The sequence below is a fragment of the Amycolatopsis sp. NPDC114478 genome (genome assembly GCF_055633805.1).
This window is the reverse complement of the sequence record NZ_JBVKDO010000001.1, coordinates 85,342-108,088: the sequence shown is the minus strand read 5'-3', so window position 1 is coordinate 108,088 and position 22,747 is coordinate 85,342. Positions and strand designations below refer to the sequence as shown.

The following is a 22,747-nucleotide window of genomic DNA, read 5'->3' as shown; positions in this document are numbered from 1 at the left end:
CTGTGCGCGTTGGCATCGAAGAAGATCTGGACACCCGCGCCGACATCGCCGTCCGCGGGGTGCGCGTGGACGCACCCGTACAACGCAGCAAGGGCGCCGGGCCGAGCGACGACGGCCACCTGGTCGTCGACGGTGCCAACGCCACGCTGCCGCTGAACCCCGAGAGCCCCTACGAGGTCCGGGACGGCCGGATCCACCGGGGAACGGTCGATCTCGGCCTGAGCGTGACCCCGGTGGCGCGGCCGCGGTTCTACGATCTGTCCACTTCGGACGGTATCCCGTACCGGAAGATCGCGTTGCTGCACGGCAAGGACGTTCTCGCGACGACCGCCGTGCAGACGTGCATCCGGTACGCCGAGGACCAGCGGTGCCGGTTCTGCACCATCGAGGAGTCGCTGCGAGCCGGGTCCACGGTGGCCGCCAAGACACCGGCGCAGCTCGCCGAGGTCGCCGAAGCGGCCGTACGCCTCGACGGCGTCCGGCAGATGGTGATGACGACCGGCACCACGGCCGGGCCCGATCGCGGGGCCCGGCACCTCGTCCGGTGCGTCCGCGCCGTGCTCGACGCCGTGCCCGGCCTGCCCATCCAGGTGCAGATCGAGCCGCCGGGCGACCTCGCCGTGCTCACCGAGCTGCGCGACGCCGGAGCGACGTCGATCGGCATCCACGTCGAGTCCCTCGACGACGACGTCCGGCGGCGCTGGATGCCCGGCAAGTCCACAGTGTCCATGGCGGAGTACGAAGCCGCGTGGGCGGAAGCGGTCCGGGTGTTCGGGCGCAACCGCGTCTCGACGTACCTGCTGATCGGGCTCGGCGAGGATCCGGACTCCTTTGTGGAGGGTGCCGGCCGGCTGATCGACATGGGCGTCTACCCGTTCGCCGTGCCGATGCGGCCGATGGCCGGCACGCTGGCCCGGCGCGACGGGGCCACCGCGCCTTCGCCGTCGCTGGTCGCCGACGTCACGAGCCGGATCGCGGCGTTGCTGCGGGCGGCCGGAATGACGGGGGCGGACCAGGGCGCGGGCTGTGCCGCGTGCGGCGCGTGCGGTCTGCTCAGCGCGGCGGGAGGCTGACGTGGATCACGACATCCTCGCGCTGCTGGGTGACGTCCGCAGTGTCGCGGCCCGCCCGGCGTTCCACCTCGAGCCCGCCGACCACAGTGGACTGACGGCCTACCGCGCGTTGCGCCACGAGGCTTTTGTGGCGCGGCAAGGGATTTTCGCCGGGCACGACCTCGACGACCACGACGCCGACCCGCGCACGATCGTGCTGGTCGCGCGGGACACCGCCGGAGACGTGCTCGGCGGGGTCCGGCTCGGTCCGGCCACGGACGGCCCGGACCTCGGCTGGTGGCGGGGCGGGCGCTTGGTCGTCGCGCCCGGCTCGCCGGCCGGGCTCGGCTCGGCGCTGGTCCGCGCGGCGTGCGCGCGGGCCGAAGCCGAAGGGGCGCTGCGGTTCGAAGCGACCGTGCAGACCCGCACCGAAAAGCTGTTCACCCGGCTCGGCTGGCAGCGGGTGCGGCCGGTCACCGTCGCCGGGCACGACCACGTGCTGATGCGGTGGCCGATCGGCCGGATCGCCGCGCTGGCCCGCTCGACCAAGGCCGCGCTCGGCCCGCTGCTGCGCGGGATGACCGGCGTACCCGGCTTCGTCGGCGACGACGGCGTCCCGCTGCCCGGCACCGACGTCGTCGCCGCCTGCGACGCGATCATCCCGGCCATGGTCGAACGCGACCCGGAATGGGCGGGCTGGTGCTCGGTGCTGGTCAACCTCAACGACCTGGCCGCGATGGGAGCCACGCCGACCGGGTTGCTCGACGCGCTGGGCGCCCGGGACGCGTCCTTCGCCGCCCGTGTCCTGAGTGGACTGCGCAAGGCGAGCGAAGCGTACGGCGTGCCGGTGCTAGGCGGCCACACGCAGTTCGGGGTGCCGGCTTCGCTGTCGGTCACGGCGCTGGGCCGGACGGCCGACCCGGTGCCCGGCGGTGGCGGAAAGCCGGGCCAGCGCGTCTGGCTGACCGCGGACCTGGCCGGCGGCTGGCGCCCCGGCTACACCGGCCGCCAGTGGGACTCGACGAGCTTCCGGCGCACGCCCGAGCTGCGCGAGCTGCTCGGCTCGGTGGCGAAGGCGAGACCGGCCGCCGCCAAGGACGTCTCGATGGCGGGGATCGCGGGCACCCTCGGCATGCTCGCCGAGGCGTCCGGGTGCGGCGCGGTCCTGGACGTCGAACGCGTCCCGCGGCCCCGCGAAGCGTCCACAGGGGACTGGCTGACCTGCTTTCCCGGCTTCGCGATGCTCACCACCGGCACACCCGCGCCCGCGGGCCCGGCGGTCACCGCGGAGTGCGGCGAACTGGTCGCGGGCACCGGCGTCACGCTGCGCTGGCCCGACGGCGAAACGACGCCCGCCATCGACGGCGGCGTCACCGGATTGGGGAACTCATGACCACGCTCAGGATGGCCGCGGTGGCGGCGCCGTTCGACCGCGACCTCGAAGGCGACTTCGCCCGCATCGAAAAGCTGATCGGGCAGGCGAAGGCGGAAGGGGTGCGGCTGCTGGCGCTGCCGGAAGCGGCCCTCGGCGGTTACCTCGCCAACCTCGACGGCGGCGCCGAAGGACCGCCCGCGCTGGCCGTCGACGGCCCGGAGATAACCCGGCTGGCCGCGCTCGCGGGCGACCTCGTCGTCACGGCCGGGTACTGCGAGATCGCCGGCGGCCGCCGCTACAACTCCGCGGTGTGCGTCTCCGGGGACGGCGTCCTCGGCCACCACCGCAAGGTCCACCAGCCCCTCGCCGAAAACGCCAGCTACGGCGCCGGCCGCGGGTTCGCCGCGTTCGACACGCCGGTCGGGCGCCTCGGCATGATGATCTGCTACGACAAGGCGTTCCCCGAGTCCGCGCGGGCCCTGGCGCTGGACGGCGCCGAGATCGTCGTCTGCATGAGCGCCTGGCCCGGCAGCCGCACCCACGCGGCGCCCGATCTCGAGCAGGACCGCTGGAAGCGCCGCTTCGACCTGTTCGACCGGGCCCGCGCGCTGGAGAACCAGATCGTCTGGCTCTCGGCCAACCAGTCCGGTACCTTCGGCGACCTGCGGTTCGTCGCGAGCGCCAAGGTCGTCGAACCCGGCGGCGAGGTCCTCGCCGACACCGGCGTCGCCGAGGGCATGGCGATCGCCGAACTCGACGTCCCCCAGGCGCTGGCCACGGCGCGGCGGTCGATGGGACACCTGGCGGACAGACGGCCCGACGCCTACCCGGTTAGTGTCCCGTGAATGGGGCAGATCCGCATCGCCGCCGTAGCCGCGCACTTCGGCCGCGACCTCGACTTCGACCTCCAGCGCATCGCGACGCTGATCGACCACGCGCGCTCGTCCGGCGTCGCCTTGCTGGTGCTGCCGGACGCGGCCCTCGGCGGGTACCTCGCCGACCTGCGCCATCCGGACCCGGACGCGCTGCCGCCCGCGCTCGACCCGGACTGCCCGCAGCTGAAGACCATCGCCTCGCTCGCCGCGGAAATGGTCGTCTGCGTGGGCTACTGCGAGGCCGACGGGCCGCGGCGCTACAACTCCGCGGTGTGCGTCACCGGTGACGGCGTGCTCGGCCGGCACCGCAAGGTCCACCAGCCGCCGGGGGAGCGGGTCGCCTACGCGCCCGGTGCGGAGTTCGCCGCGTTCGACACCCCGGTCGGGCGGCTGGGCATGCTGATCGACTACGACAAGACGTTCCCCGAGTCGGCGCGCTCGCTCGCCGTCGACGGCGCCGACGTCGTCGCCTGCCTGAGCGCGTGGCCGACCAGCATCACCAACCGCGCGCCGCGGATGGCGCAGGACCGGCAGTCCCGCCTGTTCGACCTCTACGACCAGGCGCGGGCGGCGGAGAACCAGGTGGTGCTCGTCTCGTCCAACCAGACCGGCGCGATGGGCGGGATGCGGTTCCTCGGCCAGGCCAAGGTCGTCGGGCCCGGCGGCGAGATCCTCGCGCGCACCTGGTCGAAAGCCGGGATCGCGGTGGCCGAGCTCGACGTCGAGCAGGAGCTCGCCAACGCCCGCCGCGTGCTGCACCACCTGGGGGAACGGAAACCGTCGGTGTACCGGGAGGCTTGATGCGCATCGCCCTGCTGAGCTACTCCACGAAACCCCGCGGCGGCGTGGTGCACACGCTCGCCTTGGCCGAGGCCCTCGCCGAGCTGGGCGAGGACGTCACGGTGTGGACGCTCGGCCGCGGCGGCGACGCCGGGTTCTTCCGGCCGGTCGACCCGCGGGTGCGGCTTTCGATCGTGCCCTTCCCGGACGTCCCCGGCGAATCGGTGGGGGAACGGATCCTGCGCTCGATCGCGTTGCTGCGGGCGGCGTTCACCCCGGCCGAGTACGACGTCGTGCACGCGCAGGACTGCATCAGCGCCAACGCCGTCGACCGCTGCGTCCGCACGATCCACCACCTGGACACCTTCACCACCCCGGAACTGGCGGCCTGCCACGAACGCGCGATCGTCCGGCCGTACGCGCACCTCTGCGTGTCGGCGTCGGTCGCGGCCGAGGTCCGGGCCGGCTGGGGCATCGAGGCGGCGGTGATCCCCAACGGCGTCGACTACGACCGGTTCGCGACGGCGCCGCGGACGGCGGAGCGGGGCCGGTACGTGCTGGCGGTCGGCGGGATCGAGCCGCGGAAGGGGTCGCTCGACCTCCTCGAGGCGTACGCGTTGCTGGCCGACCCGGACCTGCGGCTGCTCATCGCCGGCGGCGAAACGCTCTTCGACTACCGCGACTACCGGACCCGCTGGGAGAAGCGGGCCGCCGAGCTGGGCGTCGAGCCGGTCGTGCTGGGCCCGGTCGCTCACGACGAACTGCCGTCCCTCGTCGCCTCGGCTGCGGTGTTCGCTTTCCCGTCCACGAAGGAAGGCTTCGGGCTGGCCGCGATGGAGGCCCTCGCCGCCGGCGTGCCGGTGGTCACCCGCGACCTGCCGGTGCTGCGCGAGGTCTTCGGCGGGGCCGCGCGGTTCGCCGACGGCCCGCCCGGCTTCGCGCGCGAGTTGCGGGCGGCGCTCGACGGCGCCGACCCGGCACCGGGGCGGGCGCTGGCCCGGCGCTACACGTGGACGGCGGCCGCCGAAGCGCACCGGACCTTCTACCGGAGCCTGGTGCCTCGCCGCGCCGGCCGGTGACGCGGTCAGACCAGCGTCGCGACGAGGGTGGCCAGTGCGGGAACGCCTTGGCCGACCAGGCCCCGCACCCGGGATCGGCGCGGGTCGAAGGCGAACAGGGCCACGCTCGCGGCCAGCATCGACGCGCCGGCGGCCAGGACGAGGGCCCGGCCGCCGGCGGTTCCGCCGCTCAGGTGCACGACGACCACGCCGGTCAGCGCCTGGATCGCCAGGAAGGCGTTGTAACAGCCCTGGTGGAACGCCCACGGGCGGACCGCCTCGACGTCCGCGGCGGGTACGCCGAACATGCCGTGCACCTCGGTGCGGCGGAAGAAAACGCTTTCCTGCCCGAAGATCCACAGGTGCATGAGCGCCGCGACGACGGCGAAGCCCTGAGCGAAGACGTTCACCGATCGTCCCCCGGCCGCACCGTGCTTCCCGGGCGCAGGGCACCGGTTTCGTCCAGTTCGGCGAGGAGCGCGGGCACGCCGACCGTGAGCATCTTCTTGCGGACGGAGCCGAGCAGCTTGGCCATGGCGAAGCCGCCGACGCCGGTGAACCCGGTGTGGTGGTAGGTGAACCGGGTGCCCCCGGGCGTCGGCTCCAGCTGGTAGCGGACGTGACTGGGGGTCTCTCCTTCCGCGCCGACCCAGGTGTAGTGCAGGAATTCCCGTTCCCGGACTTCCAGGACCTCGCAGTCGACGATCCCGCGCCAGCCGGGCATCGGCTTGGCGACGAACTGGAACCGGTTGCCGGCCACGGGTTCGAACCCGACCGCGCGAGCGCCCTGTCCGGTCGACGTCCAGTAGGGGATCAGGTCCGGGTCGGTCATCGCCCGCCAGACCTTCAGGGGTGAGTGGGGGTAGTCGCGCGTGATCTCGATTTCGGCCATGGCCGGTCCTTCCCGGGTTGGTTCAGTGACTATAAAAATACAGTAGCAGAACGTTTCGTGTGGCTGTAGTAGTCTCCTGGCATGCGGGGATCGGCGCTCGGGCGAGCTGACGGGGAAGGGTTGCGCGAGCGGAAGAAGCGCGCGATGCGGCGGCAGCTGTCCGACACCGCCGCGCGGATGTTCCTCGAGCGCGGCTTCGACGCGGTCCGCGTGGCCGACGTGGCGGAGGCCTGCGGGGTCTCGGAGAAGACGGTCTTCAACTACTTCCCGAGCAAGGAGGCGCTGGTCCTGGACCGGCTCGAGCCGCTGGCCGAAGCACTCCGGACCCAGCTGGCGGACCCCGCGCTGCCGCCCGTGGCCGCGATGGTGAAGATCCTCGACCAAGAGGTGCGCGACCTGGTCGCGGCCTTGGCGGAAGCCGGGGACGCGGACGCGGCACTGGCCGGCTACCGGAAGTTCGGGGAGCTGATCCGCGGGAACCCGTCTCTGCGGGCCTACCAGAACGACGTCACCGACCGGTTCGTCGACGTCGCCGCCGAAGCGCTGGCCGCCCGAGCCGGGTTCGCGTCCGACGACCCCGAACCCCAGATCGCCGCGGCCGCGCTGCTGGGACTGTGGCGGGTCCAGTTCCGGGCGTTGCGGGCCCAGCTGCGCCCCGGCCGCCCCCTCGCGGAGGCGGTCGAAGCGGTCGCCGGCGAGGTCCGCCGCGCCGCCCGCTTGATCGAAGACGGCCTCGTCGTCTTTCCGCTGAGCGCCGGACCCGGCAACTGACTCCTCGGCGGCTTGGGGGAGTCGTGTTCGGAAACTACTCGGATGCGGTTGTTGCTGCTTCGGTGACGGTGCGGAGGTGCGCCAAGGCGGTGATCGCGAAGGCGAGGTGTACTACCGCCCAGTTCCCGTCTTCGCGGTGCAGCACCTGCAGCAGGTCGAGGGCGGCGTCGTTCGCGTTGCGGCCGAGGCGGCGGGCGGCGATGACTTGCTGGGTCAGCTCGTCGAGGGTCCGGTGGAATTCGCTGAAGGGTCCTGCGTTCGAGTCGCGAGCGCGGGGATCGGGAGACATGTGACTCAGGGTGACATGCTGGGACAGCCGGTTACGGCTTCGACGCGCCGGAACCCCCCGCCCGGGGGGTAACCGGGGCTACAGCACGTGTGCGGTATGGGCACGCATGGTTCGGTGTCAGCCGCTTTCGTTCGAGGCGGGCGGACCGTCGGCCGCGTGAGCGTCCGGCTGTTCACCGCACGACTCACCGGCGAGCAAATCCTTTGCCCGGCCGGCGACCACGGCGATCTCGTCGGCGTGTTCCCCGAAACGCGACGTCGTGAACTCGGCGGCGCGGTCGACGATGTCATCGTTCGCGATCTTCTTCAGACTGTCGAAGTCGATGCCCATTGATGCTTCTCCCCGGGTAAGTGAGCGGAGTTCGGCCGACGGGTTTCATCAAAGCTGTTCGGCGCCGGCCCGCAACTTTGTCCGGGTGGCTGGGTGAAGAGCGGCGCCCGCGGTAGGTTCTCGGCGCGGTAGACGTTACGCTGTCGCGGTTTTCGCCCCGGCCAAGCGCTTCTGCTCCCTCACGCGGTTGGATCTGCGGTGCTGTGATCGGCTGGTGGATGACGAAAATGTGCGCGCGAGCACCCGGGGTGTGGTTGCCGATTCTGCGGGACCGTGTTCGTATCCCAGGCGTCAGCCGGCTCGCAGGGACATAAAGGAGTCTTTAATTTCGTGCGTAGGACAATTGCCCGCGCAGGCGACGCAGACGCTCGGCCGGATCGCCGAAGTGCTGCAGGGCAACGATGTGAGGATCAGCGTCTTCACCCACGCGGGCTACCCCGACGCGGACAAGGCGACGACCGGCAATCGGAAGGCTGATCGCCGCGACGTGGCTGCGCCACTTGGCTCGACACGCATTCGCCGGGACCCGCGCAACTCCTGCTCGGCGACCTGCATCCCCGGCTTCGGTTCACCGACACCCTGTGGCGGCTGTCTGCTCGGCCGGACCGAAGTGATCGACGTGCGCGACGACCCGTCCGCGGAGCAGCTGTGCTGCGGCACCCGCACCTGCGACGACGTTTTTCTTGACCTGCTCGACCAGAATTCCGCTTCGGACGCCCGGGAGTTCGTACTGTGCATCCAGTCCGACATCGCGACCTCGGCTCCCGCCGCCCTGGCGGCGCGGCTGCAGGGCATCTTGCGGGCCTGGGAGTCCATCCGCGTCAGCTGGCAGTGCTCGAGGGGATCCCGCGGGTGGACCGCGAAGTCCCGGCCCTGCTGGAACGCGAACTCGCCGGCTCGGTTTACGGCACCCGGCCTGCGGCCGTCACTGATGAACCGGGCCGCTCAGCGGCAGCGGCAGATCCGGGTCGACTTCGATTCCGGCGGCGCGAAGCGTGTCGTCGAGGAGGTGCCAGACCCAGCGGGTGAGCATGCCGGCGAGTTGCGCCTTCGTGAGCGCGTGCGGCGCCTCGAGCCACTGCGCGGCGCAGGAGTCGACGAGACCGACGACACCGAAGGAGGGGACGGGCGCGATGCGGATGTCGAGCCGGAACATCGTCAGGTAGTACTCGAACACCGGGGTCAGCCGGCGCGCGATGACCGTTTTGACGTCGGCGATCGAGTCCTCGCGGCGGCCGATCTGGGAGTGCAAGGTCAGGTAGCGGTACAGATTGCCGTGTTCGGCGAGCCAGCCGGTGTGGGCGTCGACCGCGGCGGAGATCATCTGCATGGTGCTGCCCCGGGGCTCCCACACCGGCCGGAGCGACACGATGATCTGCTCGGTGGCCCGGTCGGCGATGGCTCGCGTCAGGTCGGCCGCGTCGTCGAACTGCCGGTAGAGCTGCGGGCGGACGACGCCGGCGGTGTCGGCGATGTGGGCGGCCGACACGCGCGGGCCGTGTTCGGCGATCGCTCGCAGAGCGGCGTCGACGAACTCACGGCGCCGACGCTCGCGCTGTCCGGCCCAACGCGCGGCGCGGCCGTCGCCGGGTCTGGATGGCATCACTTCACGCAGCGTATCGGGTGGCCGGTAAGGGCTACACATGTGTAACTGTTACTTTGTGCACCATCGAATTACCGAGAGTGCATGCGGCGTGAAGGACTGCCTGATCGAGGCGTCGCTTGCACGAAGTCAAGAAGCGGCTGAATCGGAGTTTGCGATGGACGAACCCACGGACGATGACCGCCTGCCGGATCGGAGGCTGCTCGCCGACCTGCGCGCGGGGAACCTCGCCGCGGGCGAACAGCTCTTCCGCCGCCACGCCGAGCCCCTGCGCCGGATCGCCGCGCGCTGGGCCAGGCAGCCCGCGGAACGGGACGACCTGGTGGCCGAGGCGTTCACGTGCGCACTCGCCGTGGTCCGCGCCGGCGGAGGGCCGCGGGAGGACCTCCGCCCGTATCTGGTCGTCACGATGCGGAACCTCGCCGCCCGCTGGAACCGGCACCGGGAGCGCGTCGAGCCCCACGCGGTGGTGCCGGGCACCGACGTCGCGGAAGGACCCGAGGAGCTGGTGCTCCGGCGCTCGACCGACGAGCTGGTCAGGTCCGCTTTCCACACCCTGCCGGTGCGCTGGCGGACCGTGCTGTGGAACACCGTCGCCGAAGGCCACACCCCGGCCGACCTGGCGTCGGTCATGGGTATCTCACCGAACGGCGTCGCCGCGCTGGCCAGCCGTGCCCGCGCGGGCCTGCGGCTGGCCTATCTGCAAGCCGAGCAGGTCCCCGCGCCCAGGCCCCAGGCGTGCCAGGAAGCTTTGCGCCAGCTGGAAATCTGGTTACGAAGAGGTCGGTACAACGCTTGCGCCGCGACGGTCGCGGCTCACGTGACGGCGTGCGTCTCGTGCCGGCAGGCCGTTCCGGGAGCGGCCCGCGAGGGGTTGTCCGCCCTCGATGTCTTCATCGGCGCTGACCGCTGATGGACAAAGTGGACACAACTCATCGTGGTTCGGCGAGGGGTCCGGCGACCCCCATCTTCGACATGCTGATCGCCGAGGTCGGCCTGTCCTGGGCGGACATGCAGGCGACGAACGACGCCGAGAGCTGCACTGCCACCGCGTCACCCGCCGCGGCCGTCGAATGTTCGACCAACGGGGGTGAGCGGTGACCGATCGGGATGTTGTGCGGGACCTCTGCGGCCGGTGGCGGATCGCGTACCGGCGCGTCTCACGGACCAAGCGCACCGCGGCGGACCGGCCGGTGCTGGTGGTGATCGGTGTCGATCTGTCCCGAGCGGACAGTCGGTCGCGCCCCCTGGTGATGGCCGGACGATGGCGGCGCGGTGGTGATCAGCTCAGCGGACAGGTGCCCTGGTAAGTGGCGATCGCCGGGTCACCCGTGGGCAGCGGGCAGAGGAACTGCTCGTACCTTGTGTCCTCGTCGACGAAGCGCTTGAGCCAGGAGATGCTGTACTCGGCGATCGTCGTGTTCGGCTTGGTCGGCGCCAGGTGCCCGACGCCGGCGAGCAGCAGGTACGCCTTGTCCAAAGTGGACGGCAAGCTCCGGTAGAACGGGCGCGAGAACACCCCGTCCGGGGCGATCAAGTCGTTCTGGGCGCTCACGACGAACGTCGGCACCTGGACGTCGGAGAACGTCGTGTTCGGGCTCCAGCCGGTGAGCGGGATCGCCGCCTTCAGCGTGGGCGCCTTCCGCGCGGCGATCAGTGTCCCGCCACCGCCCATCGAGTGCCCCATCACGGCCAGCCGGTTGCGGTCCACGCGCCCCTTGGCCTGACTCGAATCGGTGACGTAGCGCAGCGCCGCGAGCAGCTCTTCCGAGCGGGCGTCCGGGGTGTCCCACACGCTGTTCGTGCCGATCGTGATGACGACGAAGCCCTGCGAGGCGAGTCGTGGGCCGTACCAGGCGATCGCGGCTTCGGTTTCGAGGAAACCCGGCGCGACCGCGACGGCGCCGAACGTGCCCTCGCCGGTGTCGGTCGGGAAGTAGATCGTTCCACCACCGAAGCCCGAGCCGGCGCCGACCTTCTCGGTGTCGACCGCGAAGGGTCCGTGCTCCGCTTCGACGGAGGCTTCGGTGGGGGCTGGCCCCCGCGCGAACGGGTTGTCGCCGGCAAGGTCCGGCGACGCTGCCGCCGCACTTGCGCCGGTTGCGCCCGACGTACCGAGCAGAACAGCGCCCAGCGCGCCGGCAACCCATGACTTCCATCGTGCTTTCCGCGACATTGCGAACGTCCTCTCGGCAATCCTGCCCGTTGACCACGGGAGGCCCAGGTATAGCTATCGGCCGGGCTGCCGCGCGTCGGAAGAATTACGTATTCGCGCTGAGCAGTAGCGGAGGAAAGGGGAACGCGGGCGGGGAACTGTGTGCCGGGTGATGGAGGGACCCGCGATTTCAGTGATGAGCGTGCGAATCGCCGGGCGACCTCGGCCGGGTAACAGCTGGTTTGCCCGGGCGGGCCCAGCAGGCGCCTCGGGTTAACTGGATCGTGACAGCTCGGCACGTGCGGGGTAAGAGAGGGCGCGGATGCTGGCCGCATGACCGAAGCCGAGGCACAGCCGAAGACCGTCAGGCGAGCGAGGACCTCGATGAGCCGTGAGCTGGTCGAGCTCGCGGCCCTGTTCATCGCGACCGGGGTCGCCGATCTGTTCGTCAGCACGCTGGCGCACAACCGCGTAGGGCCGGTCGTGCTGTTCGCGCTGGGCGGGCTCCTGATCGCCACCGCCGCGTGGCGCCGGTGGTGGACGCACCGCCCGCTACCGGACCCGGCGCGCGGCGCCACGGGCGAACACCCGCCGCGGACCGGGGTGGCGTGGCGGGTGCGCGCCACCGTGCGCGACGTGCCGGGAAGCTTGGCGGGGGTGACGGCCGCGCTGGCGGCGCACCGCTACGACATCGTCTCGTTGCAGGTGCTGGCGGTACCGGACGGCGTGGTGGACGAGTTCCTCGTCCGCGCGCCGGCCGGCGCGACCGCGGCGGACATCGCCACGGTCACCGAACTCGGCGGCGGCCGGGACGTGCGGGTCGTACCCGCGGACGTGCACGAGTTCGTCGACCTGCCGACCCGCGTGCTGACGATGGCGGCCGCGCCGGAACCGGATCCGGTCCAGCTGCTGCTGGCGGTACTGGGCGATTGCGACATCGCGCTGAAGCCCGCGGGTCGCCGCGGAAAGGGGGTCAGTGAAGGCATCGACGGAACGAAGCTGCGGCTGGCCGGCCCCGGCGGTGGCTTGGTGGTGACCCGGGCGCTGCTGCCGTTCACCCCGGCGGAATTCGCCAGGGCCAAGGCGGTCCTCGACCTCCACCGCCGCCTCGCCGGGTCGCCGGACCAAGTCCCGGCGTCCGACGCGTAGTGCGCGCCCGGCTGTCGAAACACAACGAAGATTGGCGCATCCGACAATCTTCGGTTCGGGCGTACCGGTATTCCCTCTGGCAGAATCGTCGGCAGTTTCGAAACGACTTCTGAGCCACGATCGGAGACCTTCCCGTGCGGGTAGCCCGGCCGTCGGCGCGTCGGCCGGCCGGGGGCCGCCTGGCGGGAAACGACTGGTTTCACGCGTGCCGCGTTGCCGTGGGTCTGCTGGTCCCGGGGCTGGCGCTGCTGTCGGCGGGGCGTCCCGAGCTGATCATCTTCGCGGCATTCGGCTCGTTCACCGGTATGTACGGACGGGCCGAAGCCCGCGGGCTCCGCCTCCGGCATCAACTGCAGGCGGGCGGGATCCTGCTGACCGGCGTCGCCGCCGGGGTTCTGCTTTCCGGCTGTCACGCCCGGCCGTGGGTTCTGGTGGCGGCCGAAGCCGGTTTCGCGTTCGCCGCGGCGCCGGTGACGAACCGGCTCGGCCTCACCCCGCGCGGGCCGTTCTTCGGGATTTTCGCGCTCGGCGCGATTGCGATGGTCCCGGCCGGGCAGGTCGCGCCCTGGGCGGGGTTGTCGGTCTGCGTGCTGACGATCGCGTTCTGCGTAGTCATCGGATTCGCCGGGGCGGCGCGAACCCCGGCCGCGGTCTTACCTCGGACCGCCTGCGGGCCGGGGCTGTGCGCTCAAGATCGGCGACGGTCTTGTGCCCTGGTCCACGCACTGCGCTACGCGCTGGCGATCTCGGTCGCCGGCTCGCTCGGTCTGCTGCTGGGCGTCGAGCACGCGAACTGGGCCATGGCCTCCGCCGCGGTGCCCCTGGCTGCCGACGCACGAAACCGGCTCCACCCCTCGATCCGCAGCGTCCTGCACCGCAGCCTGCACCGGGTGCTGGGCACGCTCGCCGGCCTCGGCGTCACGGCGGTGCTGCTCCTGCCGGACCTCGGCGAGACGCCGCTCGCGCTGGTGGTGATCGCGCTGCTGTTCCCGACGGAGCTGTTCATGTCCCGCCACTACGGGCTGGCCCTCGGCTTCTTCACCCCGCTCATCATGGTGATGACCGAGTTCGCCGCGCCGGCCGAGCCGATGACGCTGCTCACCGACCGCGTGCTCGACACGGTGCTCGGTGTGTCCGCCGGCATCGCGGCGGCGGTCGTCGTGCGCGGCCCTTGCCGCGACGGCTAGGTGTGCTGTCCAGGGACGTTGTCCCGCGGTGAGGCGGTAATCACCTGTCGTGCTGACAGGTGAAGGCCTCGGCGCTGGCGCAAGCGGCTGGGCCCGGTCCAGATCGCCGGCCGGCTCGCTCTCCCTGCCTCGACCGTGCACGCCGTCTTGACCCGCTGCCGGATCAACCGTTTGTCCCGCATCGACCGGGTCGCCGGCGAACCGCTGCGCCGCTGCGAACACGACCACCCCGGATCGCTGATCCACGTCGATGTCACCAAGTTCGGCAACATCCCCGACGGCGGCGGCCGGCGCTACGTCGGCTTCTACCGGCCCCACTCATCCACCGGAGGCAAACCGCCCGTCGCTCGGCTAACAAATCTCCTGGACACCACAGCTAGGAGCCGTCCGACGCCCGCACCGTGACCTTGAGGTGCTTCATGATCGGCTGGTCGCTTTGGGTGCTGTAGTCGCCGATGGCGCACAGGACGTTCATCTCGGGCATGTAGCCGGCCGCGCACCCGCGCGGGATGTCGTAAGGAACCACCTTGTACCGGCGCAGGCAGCGGGTGGTGCCGTCCTTGGCGGTGCTCGTGATGTCCACCTCGTCGAACTCGCCGAGGCCGCGGTCGCGCATGTCGGCGGCGTTCATGAAGATCAGCGTGCGCAGGTTCTTGATCCCGCGGTAGCGGTCGTTGTCCGAGTAGATCGTGGTGTTCCACTGGTCGTGGGACCGCATCGTCCCCAGTGCGAGGGTGCCCTCGGCGGGAACGACGTCGGGCAGACCGGTCGCGGAGAACTCCGCACGACCCGAAGGCGTCTCGAAGACCAGTTCGCGGGCCGGCTGGCGGATGCGGAACCCCAGCGGGAGCCGGACCCGCCGGTTGAAGTCTTCGAAGCCGTCGAGAACCCGGGCCATGGTGTCGCGGATCCGGTCGTAGTCTTCGACGTAGCTTTCCCACGGGGTGGTGCTCCGCGGCAGGGCGGCGCGGGCCATCCCGGCGATGATCGCCGGTTCGGAGAGCAGGTGCGGCGAGGCGGGCGCCTTCATCCCGGTGGACAGGTGGACCATGCTCATCGCGTCCTCGACGGACGTCGACTGCAGGCCGCCGGCCTGGTGGTCCTTCTCGGTCCGGCCGAGGCAGGGCAGGATCAGCGCCTGCCTGCCGTGGACGAGGTGGCTGCGGTTGAGCTTGGTGCTGACCTGCACGGTCAGTTCGCACTTGCGCAGGCCGGCCGCGGTGTAAGGGGTGTCGGGCGCGGCGAGGGCGAAGTTGCCGCCCATGCCGACGAACACGGTCACCTCGCCGCGGTGCATGGCCTCGATCGTGCCGACGGTGTCGAGGCCGTCGGCCCGGGGCGGGGTGATGCCGCAGACCTCGCCGAGCCGGTCCAGGAAGGACGCCGAAGGGCGGTGGTCGATGCCGCAGGTCCGGTTGCCCTGGACGTTGCTGTGCCCGCGCACCGGCGACGGCCCGGCGCCCTCCCGGCCCAGGTTTCCCCGCAGCAGCAACAGGTTGACGATCTCGCGGACCGTGTCGACGCCGTGCTCGTGCTGGGTGACGCCGAGGCACCAGCTGATGATGCTCCGGTCGGCCTCGCGGTAGACCCGGGCCGCGGCCCGCATGGCGGCCTCGTCGACGCCCGACTGGCGCTCGAGGTCCGCCCACGGGGTGGTTTCGCAGAGGGAGCGGTATTCGGCGAAGCCGGTGGTGTGGCGCTCGATGAACTCGGTGTCGAGGGCTTTCGGGTCGGTGCGCGCCAGCTCCAGGATCGCCTTGGCCATGCCCCGGAGGAGGGCCAGGTCACCGCCGATGCGCGGCTGCAGGTTCATGGTGCCGGTGCGGGTGGCGCGGAACGTGGCCATCTTCGCGAACTCGTGCGGGATGATCGTCCGGGTCGCGGCCGCTTCGACGAGCGGGTTGACGTGCACGATCTGCGCGCCGCGGCGGTAGGCCTCCGCCAGCGAGGTGAGCATGCGCGGCGCGTTGGATGCGGCGTTGACGCCCAGGATGAACAACGCGTCGGTGAGCTCCCAGTCCTTGAGGTCGACGGTGCCCTTCCCGGTTCCCAAGGCCGCTTGCAACGCCCGCCCGCTCGCTTCGTGGCACATGTTCGAGCAGTCGGGGAGGTTGTTCGTGCCCAGTTCCCGGGCCATCAATTGGTACAGGAACGTCGCTTCGTTGCCCAAGCGGCCCGAAGTGTAGAACGCCGCCCGGCCGGGATCGTCCAATTCCCGCAGAGTACGGCCGATGAGGGCGAAGGCGTCGGGCCAGGGGATCGGGACGTAGTGGTCGCTGTCCGCGTCGTACCGCATGGGCTCGGTGAGCCTGCCTTGCCTTTCGAGGTCGGCGTCGTTCCACTGCGTCAATTCGCCGACCGTGTGCGCGGCGAAGAATTCGCGGCCGACTCGTTTGCGCGTCATTTCCCAGGCGACGTGTTTGATGCCGTTTTCGCAAATGTCGAGGTGCAGGCCCTTGGTGTCGTCGGGCCACGCGCACCCCGGGCAGTCGAACCCGCCGTTTTCGTGGTTCATCCGCATGATCGCGCGCGGCCCGTCCACGAGCTCGCCCTCGCGCACCAGGAACTCCGTGACGCTCTTCGTCGCGCCCCACCCCGCGGCCGGGTGGTGGTACGGCTTGAACTCCGGCGCCTTGCCCTGCTCGTCCATCGCCTGCTCCCGCTGTCGCACCGTGAAGTGCGGTCCATCCGATCACGAATCCCGGCCGGTGTCGATGAAAACACACATTCGTGTGGCGCGGCCCCATCGGGAGCCGGGGTTTCGCGGTTTGCGTGCGCCGGCTGTGGTGCTCCACAAAGTTCTTTGTCGCCGTCAACAATGGCCCAGCACGTGTTTCGGACTCGCCCGTTCCGCCTTGACACCACCAATGGCGTCCAGTAGACCGATCGGCGAATCGGATCGTCTTCCGAAAACTCGCTGAATCGTCCGGAGGGACCGCCATGGCGAAAGCAGTGGGCATCGACCTGGGTACGACCAATTCGGTGATCGCGGTGATGGAGGGCGGCCAGCCGACGGTGGTCGCCAACGCCGACGGCGCGCGCACGACGCCGTCGGTGGTCGCCTACACCGACTCCGGCGAGCGGCTCGTCGGTCAGCTGGCCCGGCGCCAGGCGATCCTCAACCCGAAGGGCACCATCTCGTCCGCGAAGCGGTTCATCGGACGCAGGTACGACGAGGTCACGAGCGAACTGGACGCGGTGGCCTACGACGTCGTCGCCGGTCCGGACGACGCCGTGCGCTTCGACGTCCGCGGCAAGCTGTACGCCCCGGAGGAGGTCTCGGCGCTGGTGCTGCGCAAGCTCGTCGAGGACGCTTCGAAGTACCTCGGCGAGAAGGTGACCGAAGCGGTCATCACCGTCCCCGCGTACTTCAACGACGCCCAGCGCCAGGCCACCAAGGACGCCGGCCGGATCGCCGGCCTCGAGGTCCTGCGGATCATCAACGAGCCGACCGCCGCGGCGCTGGCCTACGGCCTGGACAAGAAGCAGAGCGAGACCGTGCTGGTCTTCGACCTGGGCGGCGGGACGTTCGACGTCAGCGTCCTCGACATCGGTGACGGAGTCGTCGAAGTCCGCTCCACCGCGGGCGACACCCACCTGGGCGGCGACGACTTCGACCGCCGCATCGTCGACCACCTCGCGGGTGAGTTCCTGGGGGAGAACGGGATCGACCTGCGCGCCGACCCCCAGGCGCTGCAGCGCCTGTTCGAAGCGGCGGCGAAGGCCAAGGAAGAGCTCTCGACGGTCACCCGGACCACGATCAACCTGCCGTTCATCACCGCCGACGCGACCGGCCCGAAGCACCTGAACACGACGCTCATGCGCTCGACGTTCGACCAGATCACCGCCGACCTCGTCGAGCGGTGCCAGGCGCCGGTGCGCCAGGCCATCGCCGACGCGAAGCTCACCCCGGACGACATCGACGAGGTCATCCTCGTCGGCGGCTCCACCCGCATCCCGGCCGTGCAGAACCTGGTCCGCAGGCTCGCCGGGGGCAAGGACCCGAACATGACCGTCAACCCGGACGAGGTGGTCGCGCTCGGCGCGGCGGTCCAGGCGGCGATCATCAAGGGCGAGGCCAAGGACGTCCTGCTGCTCGACGTCACGCCGCTGTCGCTGGGCATCGAAACCCTCGGCGGGCTGATGACCCGCGTCATCGAACGCAACACGACGATCCCCGCCCGGCGCAAGGAAACCTTCAGCACCGCGGAGGACAACCAGCCCGCGGTCGACGTGGTCGTCCTGCAGGGCGAGCGGGAGCAGGCCGCCGACAACCGCGTGCTGGGGCGCTTCCGGCTGGAGAACATCCGGCCCGCGCCGCGGGGTGTGCCCCAGATCGAGGTCGTCTACGACATCGACGCCAACGGGATCCTCGACGTTTCCGCCCAGGACAAGGAAACCGGCGCCGAGCAGCGCATCACCATCAGCGAAAGCTCCAACCTCGACGCCGCCGAGGTCGACCGGATGGTGCGGGACGCGGAACGGCACCGGAGCGAAGACGCCCGCCTGCGCGAGCTGGTCGACGCCCGCAACACCCTGGACACCGCCGCCTACCAGGTGGAACGGCGGCTGGCCGAGCTCGGCTCCGAAGCGGCGGTGCACGACAAAGCCCGGGCGGAAGCACTCATCGGTGACGCGCGGGCCTTGCTGAAGGACGACCAGGAGCCCACCCTCGACCGGTTGCGTTCCCTGACCGGCGAACTGCAGCAGCTCTACCACGGGCTCGCCGCTGCCGGGGGCGACGCCGGACCGCAGCCCGACGCCGGCCGGCCCGGTGACGACGGCGACGTCATCGACGCCGAGTTCACGACCTCCTGACCGCGATGACGACGCATCCAGCCGACCCGCCGGACGCCGGGGACGAACCCGGCGAGCGGGACGAGATCGACGCACTGCGGGCCCGCGTCGCGGACCTGGAGAACCGGTGGCGGAGCACGGCGGCGGACTTCGACAACTTCCGCAAGCGCACGGCACGGGACGCCGAGCAGGCCGGCGTGCTCGAGCGAGCCCGGGTCGCGGCCGCCTGGCTGCCCGTGCTCGACAACCTCGACATGGCGCTCGACCACGCGCGGGCCGACCCGGCGACGATCGTCGCCGGGGTACGGGCGGTCCGGAACCAGGCCGACGACGTCATGGCGCGGCTGGGCTTCCCCCGCCGCGAGGACGAGGCCGGCACGCCGTTCGACCCGGCCGCCCACGAGGCCGTCGGCGCGGTCCCGGTGTCGGGTTTCGCGCCCGGGACGATCGTCGAAGTCGTGCGGTCGGGTTACGGCGGCGGGGAGCACCAGCTGCGCCCGGCCGCCGTCGTGGTGGCCTCGAGGGCGGAGTGATGGCCGACGACTTCTACACCGTGCTCGGGGTGCCCCGGACCGCGGAGCCGGCGGAAATCAAGCGCGCCTACCGGAAGCTGGCCGCGAAATACCACCCCGACGTCAACAAGGACCCGGCGGCCGAGGACCGGTTCAAGGCCGTCTCCGAGGCCTACGACGTGCTGTCGGACCCGGAAACGCGGCAGCGCTACGACGCGTTCGGCGCCGGCTTCCGCCAGGTGCCCGACGGGATGGACCCGGCGACCTGGGCCCGGGCCCAGGCCTACCAGGCCGCGGGCGCGCCGTCGGGTGCGCAGGACGTCCGGTTCGCCTACGGCGGCATGGGCGACGACATCGACCTGGACGAGCTGCTGGGCGGCCTGTTCGGCGGCCGCGGCGGGCGGCGCCGGGGACCGGTGCCCGGCGCCGACCAGGAGGCCGCGCTGGAGCTCACGGTCGAGGAGGCCTACCGGGGCGGCCGGCACGCGCTGACGCTGCCCCGGCCCGGTGGCCCGCGCACGGTCCAGGTCAACGTCCCGGCCGGGGTCGCCGACGGTCAGCGGATCCGGCTGGCGGGACAGGGCGGCCAGGGCAGCGACGGGGCAGCGCCGGGCGACCTCTACCTCGTCGTGCACCTCGCCCCGCACCCCCGGTACCGGGTCGACGGCCGCGACCTCTCCGTCGACCTCCCGCTGACGCCGTGGGAGGCCGCGCTGGGCACGGCCGTCACCCTCGACGTCCCCGGCGGCGAAGCCAAGATCAAGGTGCCGGCCGGGACGTCGAGCGGTCGGCGGCTCCGGCTGCGGGCCCGGGGCCTGCCCAACCGCCGCGGGAAGCCGGGCGACCTCTACGCCGAGGCCCGGATCGTCGTGCCGCCCGAGCTCACCGACGACGACCGCCGGCTGTTCGAGCAACTGGCCGCGACCTCCACCTACGACCCCAGGAGGCGGTGATGACCTACGCCCTCGTCCGCCGGCACCCCGGGGGCCCGCACGTCGACCTGCCGACGTTCGCCGACGCCGCCGGCCTGCACCCGGAGCTGGTGCGCCGCTGGGTCGTGCTCGGGCTGATCGACGCCGTCCCGGACACCGCCGGCGTCCTCTGGTTCCCGCCGTCCCAGCTCGCCGCCGTGGCGCGGCTGCAGCGCCTGCGCACCGGCTTCTGCCTCAACTACGCGGCCCTCGGGCTGGTGGCCGACCTGCTCGACCGGATCGCCGACCTGGAGGCGGCGTCCCGGACGCACTCCCGACGCAGCGGAGGATGACGATGGATCCCCAGCGGCTCACGCAGAAGTCCCAGGAAGCCCTGCACGACGCGCAGACGAAGGCCCTGCAGCACGGGCACCCCGAGGTCGACGGCGAGCACCTGCTGCTGGCCCTGCTCGACCAGCCCGACGGCCTGGTTCCCCGCCTGTTCACCCAGGCGGGCGCCGACCCCGGCCGGATCCGGGCCGCGCTCGAGGACGAGCTCGGCCGCCGCCCCCGCGTCGGCGGCCCGGGGGTGGCCCCCGGCCAGGCGTTCGTGACCCAGCGCGTGTCCCGGCTGCTGGACGCGGCGGACCAGGAGGCCGCCCGGCTCAAGGACGACTACGTCTCCGTCGAGCACCTGGTCGTGGCGCTCCTCGACGAAGGCAGCGAGAGCGCCGCCGGCCGGGTGCTGCGCGACGCGGGGCTGACCCGCGACGGGTTCCTCCACGCGCTGCGGGCGATCCGCGGCAACCAGCGGGTGACCTCGGCGATGCCGGAGGTCACCTACGAAGCTCTGGAGAAGTACGGCCGGGACCTGGTGGCCGACGCGCGGAACGGCCTGCTCGACCCGGTGATCGGCCGGGACGCCGAGATCCGGCGGGTGGTCCAGATCCTCTCGCGCAAGACGAAGAACAACCCGGTCCTCATCGGCGAACCCGGTGTCGGGAAGACGGCCATCGTCGAGGGGCTGGCCCAGCGCATCACCCGCGGCGACGTGCCGGAGGGGCTCAAGGACAAGACCGTCTTCGCCCTCGACATGGGCGCGCTGGTCGCCGGCGCGAAGTACCGGGGCGAGTTCGAGGAGCGGCTCAAGGCCGTCCTCAACGAGGTCAAAGCCGCCGCGGGCCGGATCCTGCTCTTCGTCGACGAGCTGCACACCGTCGTCGGCGCCGGGGCCACCGAAGGCGCGATGGACGCCGGCAACATGCTGAAGCCGATGCTCGCCCGCGGCGAGCTGCACCTGATCGGCGCGACCACGCTCGACGAATACCGCAAGCACGTCGAGAAGGACGCGGCGCTCGAACGGCGCTTCCAGCCGGTCGTGGTCGACGAGCCGTCGGTCGAGGACGCGATCTCGATCCTGCGCGGGCTGCGGGAGCGCCTCGAGGTGTTCCACGGCGTGACGATCCAGGACGGCGCCCTGGTGTCGGCCGTGGTCCTCAGCCACCGCTACATCACCGACCGCTTCCTGCCGGACAAGGCCATCGACCTGGTGGACGAGGCCTGCGCGATGCTGCGCACGGAGATCGACTCGATGCCCGCGCGGCTGGACGAGCTCTCCCGCCGGCTGACCAGGACGGAGATCGAGGAAGCCGCGCTGGCCAAGGAGACCGACGCCGCCAGCCGGGCGCGGCTGGCGGACCTGAGCCGGGAACTGGCGGACCTGCGGGCCGAGACCGCCGTCATGCGGACCCAGTGGGAAGCCGAGCGCGCCGCCCTCCACAAGGTCCAGGCCCTGCGCGGCGAGATCGAGCAGGTCCGCCGCGAAGCCGAGCACGCCGAGCACGCCTACGACCTCGACCGGGCCGCGCAGCTGCGGCACGGGAAGCTCCCGGAGCTGCAGCGGCGGCTGGAGGGGGAGGAGGAGCGGCTCACGACCCGCCAGGGCGGCAACCGGCTCTTGCGCGAAGTCGTCACGGACGAGGAGATCGCCGCGATCGTCGCGCGGTGGACGGGCATTTCCGGTCAGCAGGCTCCAGGAGGGCGAGCGCGCGAAGGTGCTGCGCCTGGACGAACTGCTGCACGACCGGGTGATCGGCCAGGACGAGGCCGTCCAGCTGGTGGCCGACGCGATCGTCCGGGCGCGCTCGGGGATCAAGGACCCACGCCGCCCCATCGGGTCGTTCCTCTTCCTCGGCCCCACCGGCGTGGGCAAGACCGAGCTGGCGAAGGCGCTGGCGGCGAGCCTGTTCGACAGCGAGGACAACATCGTCCGGATCGACATGAGCGAGTACCAGGAGCGGCACACGGTCTCGCGTCTCGTCGGCGCCCCGCCGGGCTACGTCGGCTACGACGAAGGCGGCCAGCTGACCGAGGCGGTGCGCCGCAAGCCGTACTCGGTGGTGCTGTTCGACGAGATCGAAAAGGCGCACGCCGACGTGTTCAACACGCTGCTGCAGGTGCTCGACGACGGCCGGATGACCGACGCGCAGGGCCGCACGGCCGACTTCCGCAACACCGTGATCATCATGACCTCCAACATCGGCGCCCCGTACCTCGTGGACGGGGTGACCGCCGACGGGGAGATCAAGCCCGACGCGCGCGACGCGGTGCTGGCGGAGCTGCGCCGGCACTTCCGGCCGGAGTTCCTCAACCGGATCGACGACATCGTCCTGTTCAAACCGCTCACCGAACCGGAGATCGAGCGGATCGTCGACCTGATGCTCGAGGGCCTGCGGGCCCGGCTCGCCGAGCAGCGGATCACTCTGGAGGTCACCGGCGACGCCCGCCGGTACCTCGCCGAACAGGGCTACGACCCGGTCTACGGCGCCCGCCCGCTCCGGCGCTTCATCGCCCGCGAAGTGGAGACCCGCATCGGCCGGGCGCTGCTGGCGGGGGAGGCCAGGGACGACGCGGTGGTCCTGGTCGGGCTCGACGCGGGCCGGCTCGCCGTCACCTACGAGAACCCGGGTTCCGAGGAGGCCGCATGAGGACGCCGGGCGAAACCTGCGGTG

At 71.5% G+C, this 22,747-nt stretch carries 21 protein-coding genes and 2 pseudogenes; 16 read left to right on the top strand and 7 right to left on the bottom strand.

Annotated elements, in window-relative coordinates; all coding sequences use genetic code 11:
* Positions 1–2 precede the first annotated feature (2 nt).
* The 5 genes from ACZ7OH_RS00520 to ACZ7OH_RS00500 are packed head-to-tail and all read left to right on the top strand — an operon-like array spanning position 3 to position 5,161.
* Positions 3–1,073 (top strand): MSMEG_0568 family radical SAM protein, encoded by a 1,071-nt coding sequence (locus tag ACZ7OH_RS00520; protein WP_470278906.1) that lies wholly within the window; start codon positions 3–5, stop codon positions 1,071–1,073.
* A gap of 1 nt (position 1,074) precedes the next feature.
* Positions 1,075–2,445 carry an MSMEG_0567/sll0787 family protein gene (locus ACZ7OH_RS00515; RefSeq protein ID WP_470278905.1) on the top strand — a complete coding sequence of 457 codons (1,371 nt, stop codon included), beginning with the start codon at positions 1,075–1,077 and terminating at the stop codon, positions 2,443–2,445.
* On the top strand, positions 2,442–3,272 hold the full coding sequence (locus tag ACZ7OH_RS00510; protein WP_400908573.1) for a carbon-nitrogen hydrolase family protein: 831 nt from the start codon (positions 2,442–2,444) through the stop codon (positions 3,270–3,272). Before ACZ7OH_RS00515 ends, ACZ7OH_RS00510 begins: the two co-directional genes overlap by 4 nt.
* Positions 3,273–4,103 (top strand): carbon-nitrogen hydrolase family protein, encoded by an 831-nt coding sequence (locus tag ACZ7OH_RS00505; protein WP_400908570.1) that lies wholly within the window; start codon positions 3,273–3,275, stop codon positions 4,101–4,103.
* Complete coding sequence (locus ACZ7OH_RS00500; RefSeq protein ID WP_470278904.1) at positions 4,103–5,161, top strand: MSMEG_0565 family glycosyltransferase; 1,059 nt, start codon at positions 4,103–4,105, stop codon at positions 5,159–5,161. Before ACZ7OH_RS00505 ends, ACZ7OH_RS00500 begins: the two co-directional genes overlap by 1 nt.
* A 5-nt stretch (positions 5,162–5,166) precedes the next feature.
* Here the strand turns inward: ACZ7OH_RS00500 and ACZ7OH_RS00495 are convergent, their stop codons facing one another.
* Both ACZ7OH_RS00495 and ACZ7OH_RS00490 read right to left on the bottom strand, forming a co-directional pair.
* Positions 5,167–5,550, bottom strand: coding sequence for a DUF1304 domain-containing protein (locus ACZ7OH_RS00495; protein WP_470278903.1), 384 nt, complete (start codon positions 5,548–5,550; stop codon positions 5,167–5,169).
* Positions 5,547–6,032 carry an SRPBCC family protein gene (locus tag ACZ7OH_RS00490; RefSeq protein WP_470278902.1) on the bottom strand — a complete coding sequence of 162 codons (486 nt, stop codon included), beginning with the start codon at positions 6,030–6,032 and terminating at the stop codon, positions 5,547–5,549. The genes ACZ7OH_RS00495 and ACZ7OH_RS00490 overlap by 4 nt, the downstream gene beginning before the upstream one ends.
* Before the next feature lie 81 nt (positions 6,033–6,113).
* Here ACZ7OH_RS00490 and ACZ7OH_RS00485 point away from each other — a divergent pair, with 81 nt between their 5' ends.
* Complete coding sequence (locus ACZ7OH_RS00485) at positions 6,114–6,803, top strand: TetR/AcrR family transcriptional regulator (protein ID WP_470278901.1); 690 nt, start codon at positions 6,114–6,116, stop codon at positions 6,801–6,803.
* A gap of 34 nt (positions 6,804–6,837) precedes the next feature.
* On the opposite strand, the gene ACZ7OH_RS00480 is transcribed toward ACZ7OH_RS00485, so the two are convergent.
* The 3 genes from ACZ7OH_RS00480 to ACZ7OH_RS00470 all read right to left on the bottom strand — a co-directional run bounded on the left by ACZ7OH_RS00480 (position 6,838) and on the right by ACZ7OH_RS00470 (position 9,025).
* On the bottom strand, positions 6,838–7,092 hold the full coding sequence (locus ACZ7OH_RS00480) for a hypothetical protein (protein WP_400908557.1): 255 nt from the start codon (positions 7,090–7,092) through the stop codon (positions 6,838–6,840).
* 117 nt (positions 7,093–7,209) lie between these two features.
* Positions 7,210–7,422: an antitoxin gene (locus ACZ7OH_RS00475; protein WP_470278900.1), complete on the bottom strand. Its 213-nt coding sequence runs from the start codon at positions 7,420–7,422 to the stop codon at positions 7,210–7,212.
* A gap of 925 nt (positions 7,423–8,347) precedes the next feature.
* Entirely contained in the window at positions 8,348–9,025 is a 678-nt protein-coding gene (locus ACZ7OH_RS00470) for a TetR/AcrR family transcriptional regulator (RefSeq protein WP_470279553.1), read from the bottom strand.
* Between the two features lie 157 nt (positions 9,026–9,182).
* Here ACZ7OH_RS00470 and ACZ7OH_RS00465 point away from each other — a divergent pair, with 157 nt between their 5' ends.
* Positions 9,183–9,938: an RNA polymerase sigma factor gene (locus tag ACZ7OH_RS00465; protein ID WP_470278899.1), complete on the top strand. Its 756-nt coding sequence runs from the start codon at positions 9,183–9,185 to the stop codon at positions 9,936–9,938.
* Between the two features lie 62 nt (positions 9,939–10,000).
* Positions 10,001–10,126 carry a hypothetical protein gene (locus ACZ7OH_RS00460; protein ID WP_470278898.1) on the top strand — a complete coding sequence of 42 codons (126 nt, stop codon included), beginning with the start codon at positions 10,001–10,003 and terminating at the stop codon, positions 10,124–10,126.
* Positions 10,127–10,307: 181 nt separating this feature from the next.
* On the opposite strand, the gene ACZ7OH_RS00455 is transcribed toward ACZ7OH_RS00460, so the two are convergent.
* Positions 10,308–11,201 (bottom strand): dienelactone hydrolase family protein, encoded by an 894-nt coding sequence (locus ACZ7OH_RS00455; RefSeq protein ID WP_470278897.1) that lies wholly within the window; start codon positions 11,199–11,201, stop codon positions 10,308–10,310.
* Between the two features lie 363 nt (positions 11,202–11,564).
* Here ACZ7OH_RS00455 and ACZ7OH_RS00450 point away from each other — a divergent pair, with 363 nt between their 5' ends.
* The 3 genes and pseudogenes from ACZ7OH_RS00450 to ACZ7OH_RS00440 all read left to right on the top strand — a co-directional run.
* Complete coding sequence (locus ACZ7OH_RS00450; RefSeq protein ID WP_470278896.1) at positions 11,565–12,329, top strand: ACT domain-containing protein; 765 nt, start codon at positions 11,565–11,567, stop codon at positions 12,327–12,329.
* 218 nt (positions 12,330–12,547) lie between these two features.
* On the top strand, positions 12,548–13,516 hold the full coding sequence (locus tag ACZ7OH_RS00445; protein ID WP_470278895.1) for an FUSC family protein: 969 nt from the start codon (positions 12,548–12,550) through the stop codon (positions 13,514–13,516).
* 72 nt (positions 13,517–13,588) lie between these two features.
* A pseudogene (locus ACZ7OH_RS00440) lies at positions 13,589–13,819 on the top strand (IS481 family transposase); the annotation flags it as partial.
* 73 nt (positions 13,820–13,892) lie between these two features.
* On the opposite strand, the gene ACZ7OH_RS00435 reads toward ACZ7OH_RS00440, so the two are convergent.
* Positions 13,893–16,187, bottom strand: a complete 2,295-nt coding sequence (locus ACZ7OH_RS00435) for an FdhF/YdeP family oxidoreductase (RefSeq protein ID WP_470278894.1) — start codon at positions 16,185–16,187, stop codon at positions 13,893–13,895.
* A 269-nt stretch (positions 16,188–16,456) separates the two neighbouring features.
* On the opposite strand from ACZ7OH_RS00435, the gene dnaK reads away from it, so the two are divergent.
* The 5 genes and pseudogenes from dnaK to clpB all read left to right on the top strand — a co-directional run bounded on the left by dnaK (position 16,457) and on the right by clpB (position 22,723).
* Positions 16,457–18,334 carry a molecular chaperone DnaK gene (gene dnaK, locus ACZ7OH_RS00430; RefSeq protein ID WP_470278893.1) on the top strand — a complete coding sequence of 626 codons (1,878 nt, stop codon included), beginning with the start codon at positions 16,457–16,459 and terminating at the stop codon, positions 18,332–18,334.
* Between the two features lie 5 nt (positions 18,335–18,339).
* The gene (locus tag ACZ7OH_RS00425; RefSeq protein ID WP_470278892.1) at positions 18,340–18,846 is read left to right on the top strand and encodes a nucleotide exchange factor GrpE; all 507 of its coding nucleotides are present in this window, start codon (positions 18,340–18,342) and stop codon (positions 18,844–18,846) included.
* A complete protein-coding gene (locus ACZ7OH_RS00420) occupies positions 18,846–19,778 on the top strand; it encodes a DnaJ C-terminal domain-containing protein (protein ID WP_470278891.1) in 933 nt (310 codons plus the stop codon). Before ACZ7OH_RS00425 ends, ACZ7OH_RS00420 begins: the two co-directional genes overlap by 1 nt.
* Positions 19,778–20,089, top strand: coding sequence for a chaperone modulator CbpM (locus ACZ7OH_RS00415; protein WP_470278890.1), 312 nt, complete (start codon positions 19,778–19,780; stop codon positions 20,087–20,089). The genes ACZ7OH_RS00420 and ACZ7OH_RS00415 overlap by 1 nt, the downstream gene beginning before the upstream one ends.
* 2 nt (positions 20,090–20,091) lie before the next feature.
* Positions 20,092–22,723 (top strand): annotated as a pseudogene (gene clpB, locus ACZ7OH_RS00410) (ATP-dependent chaperone ClpB).
* The last annotated feature ends 24 nt before the right edge of the window (positions 22,724–22,747 follow it).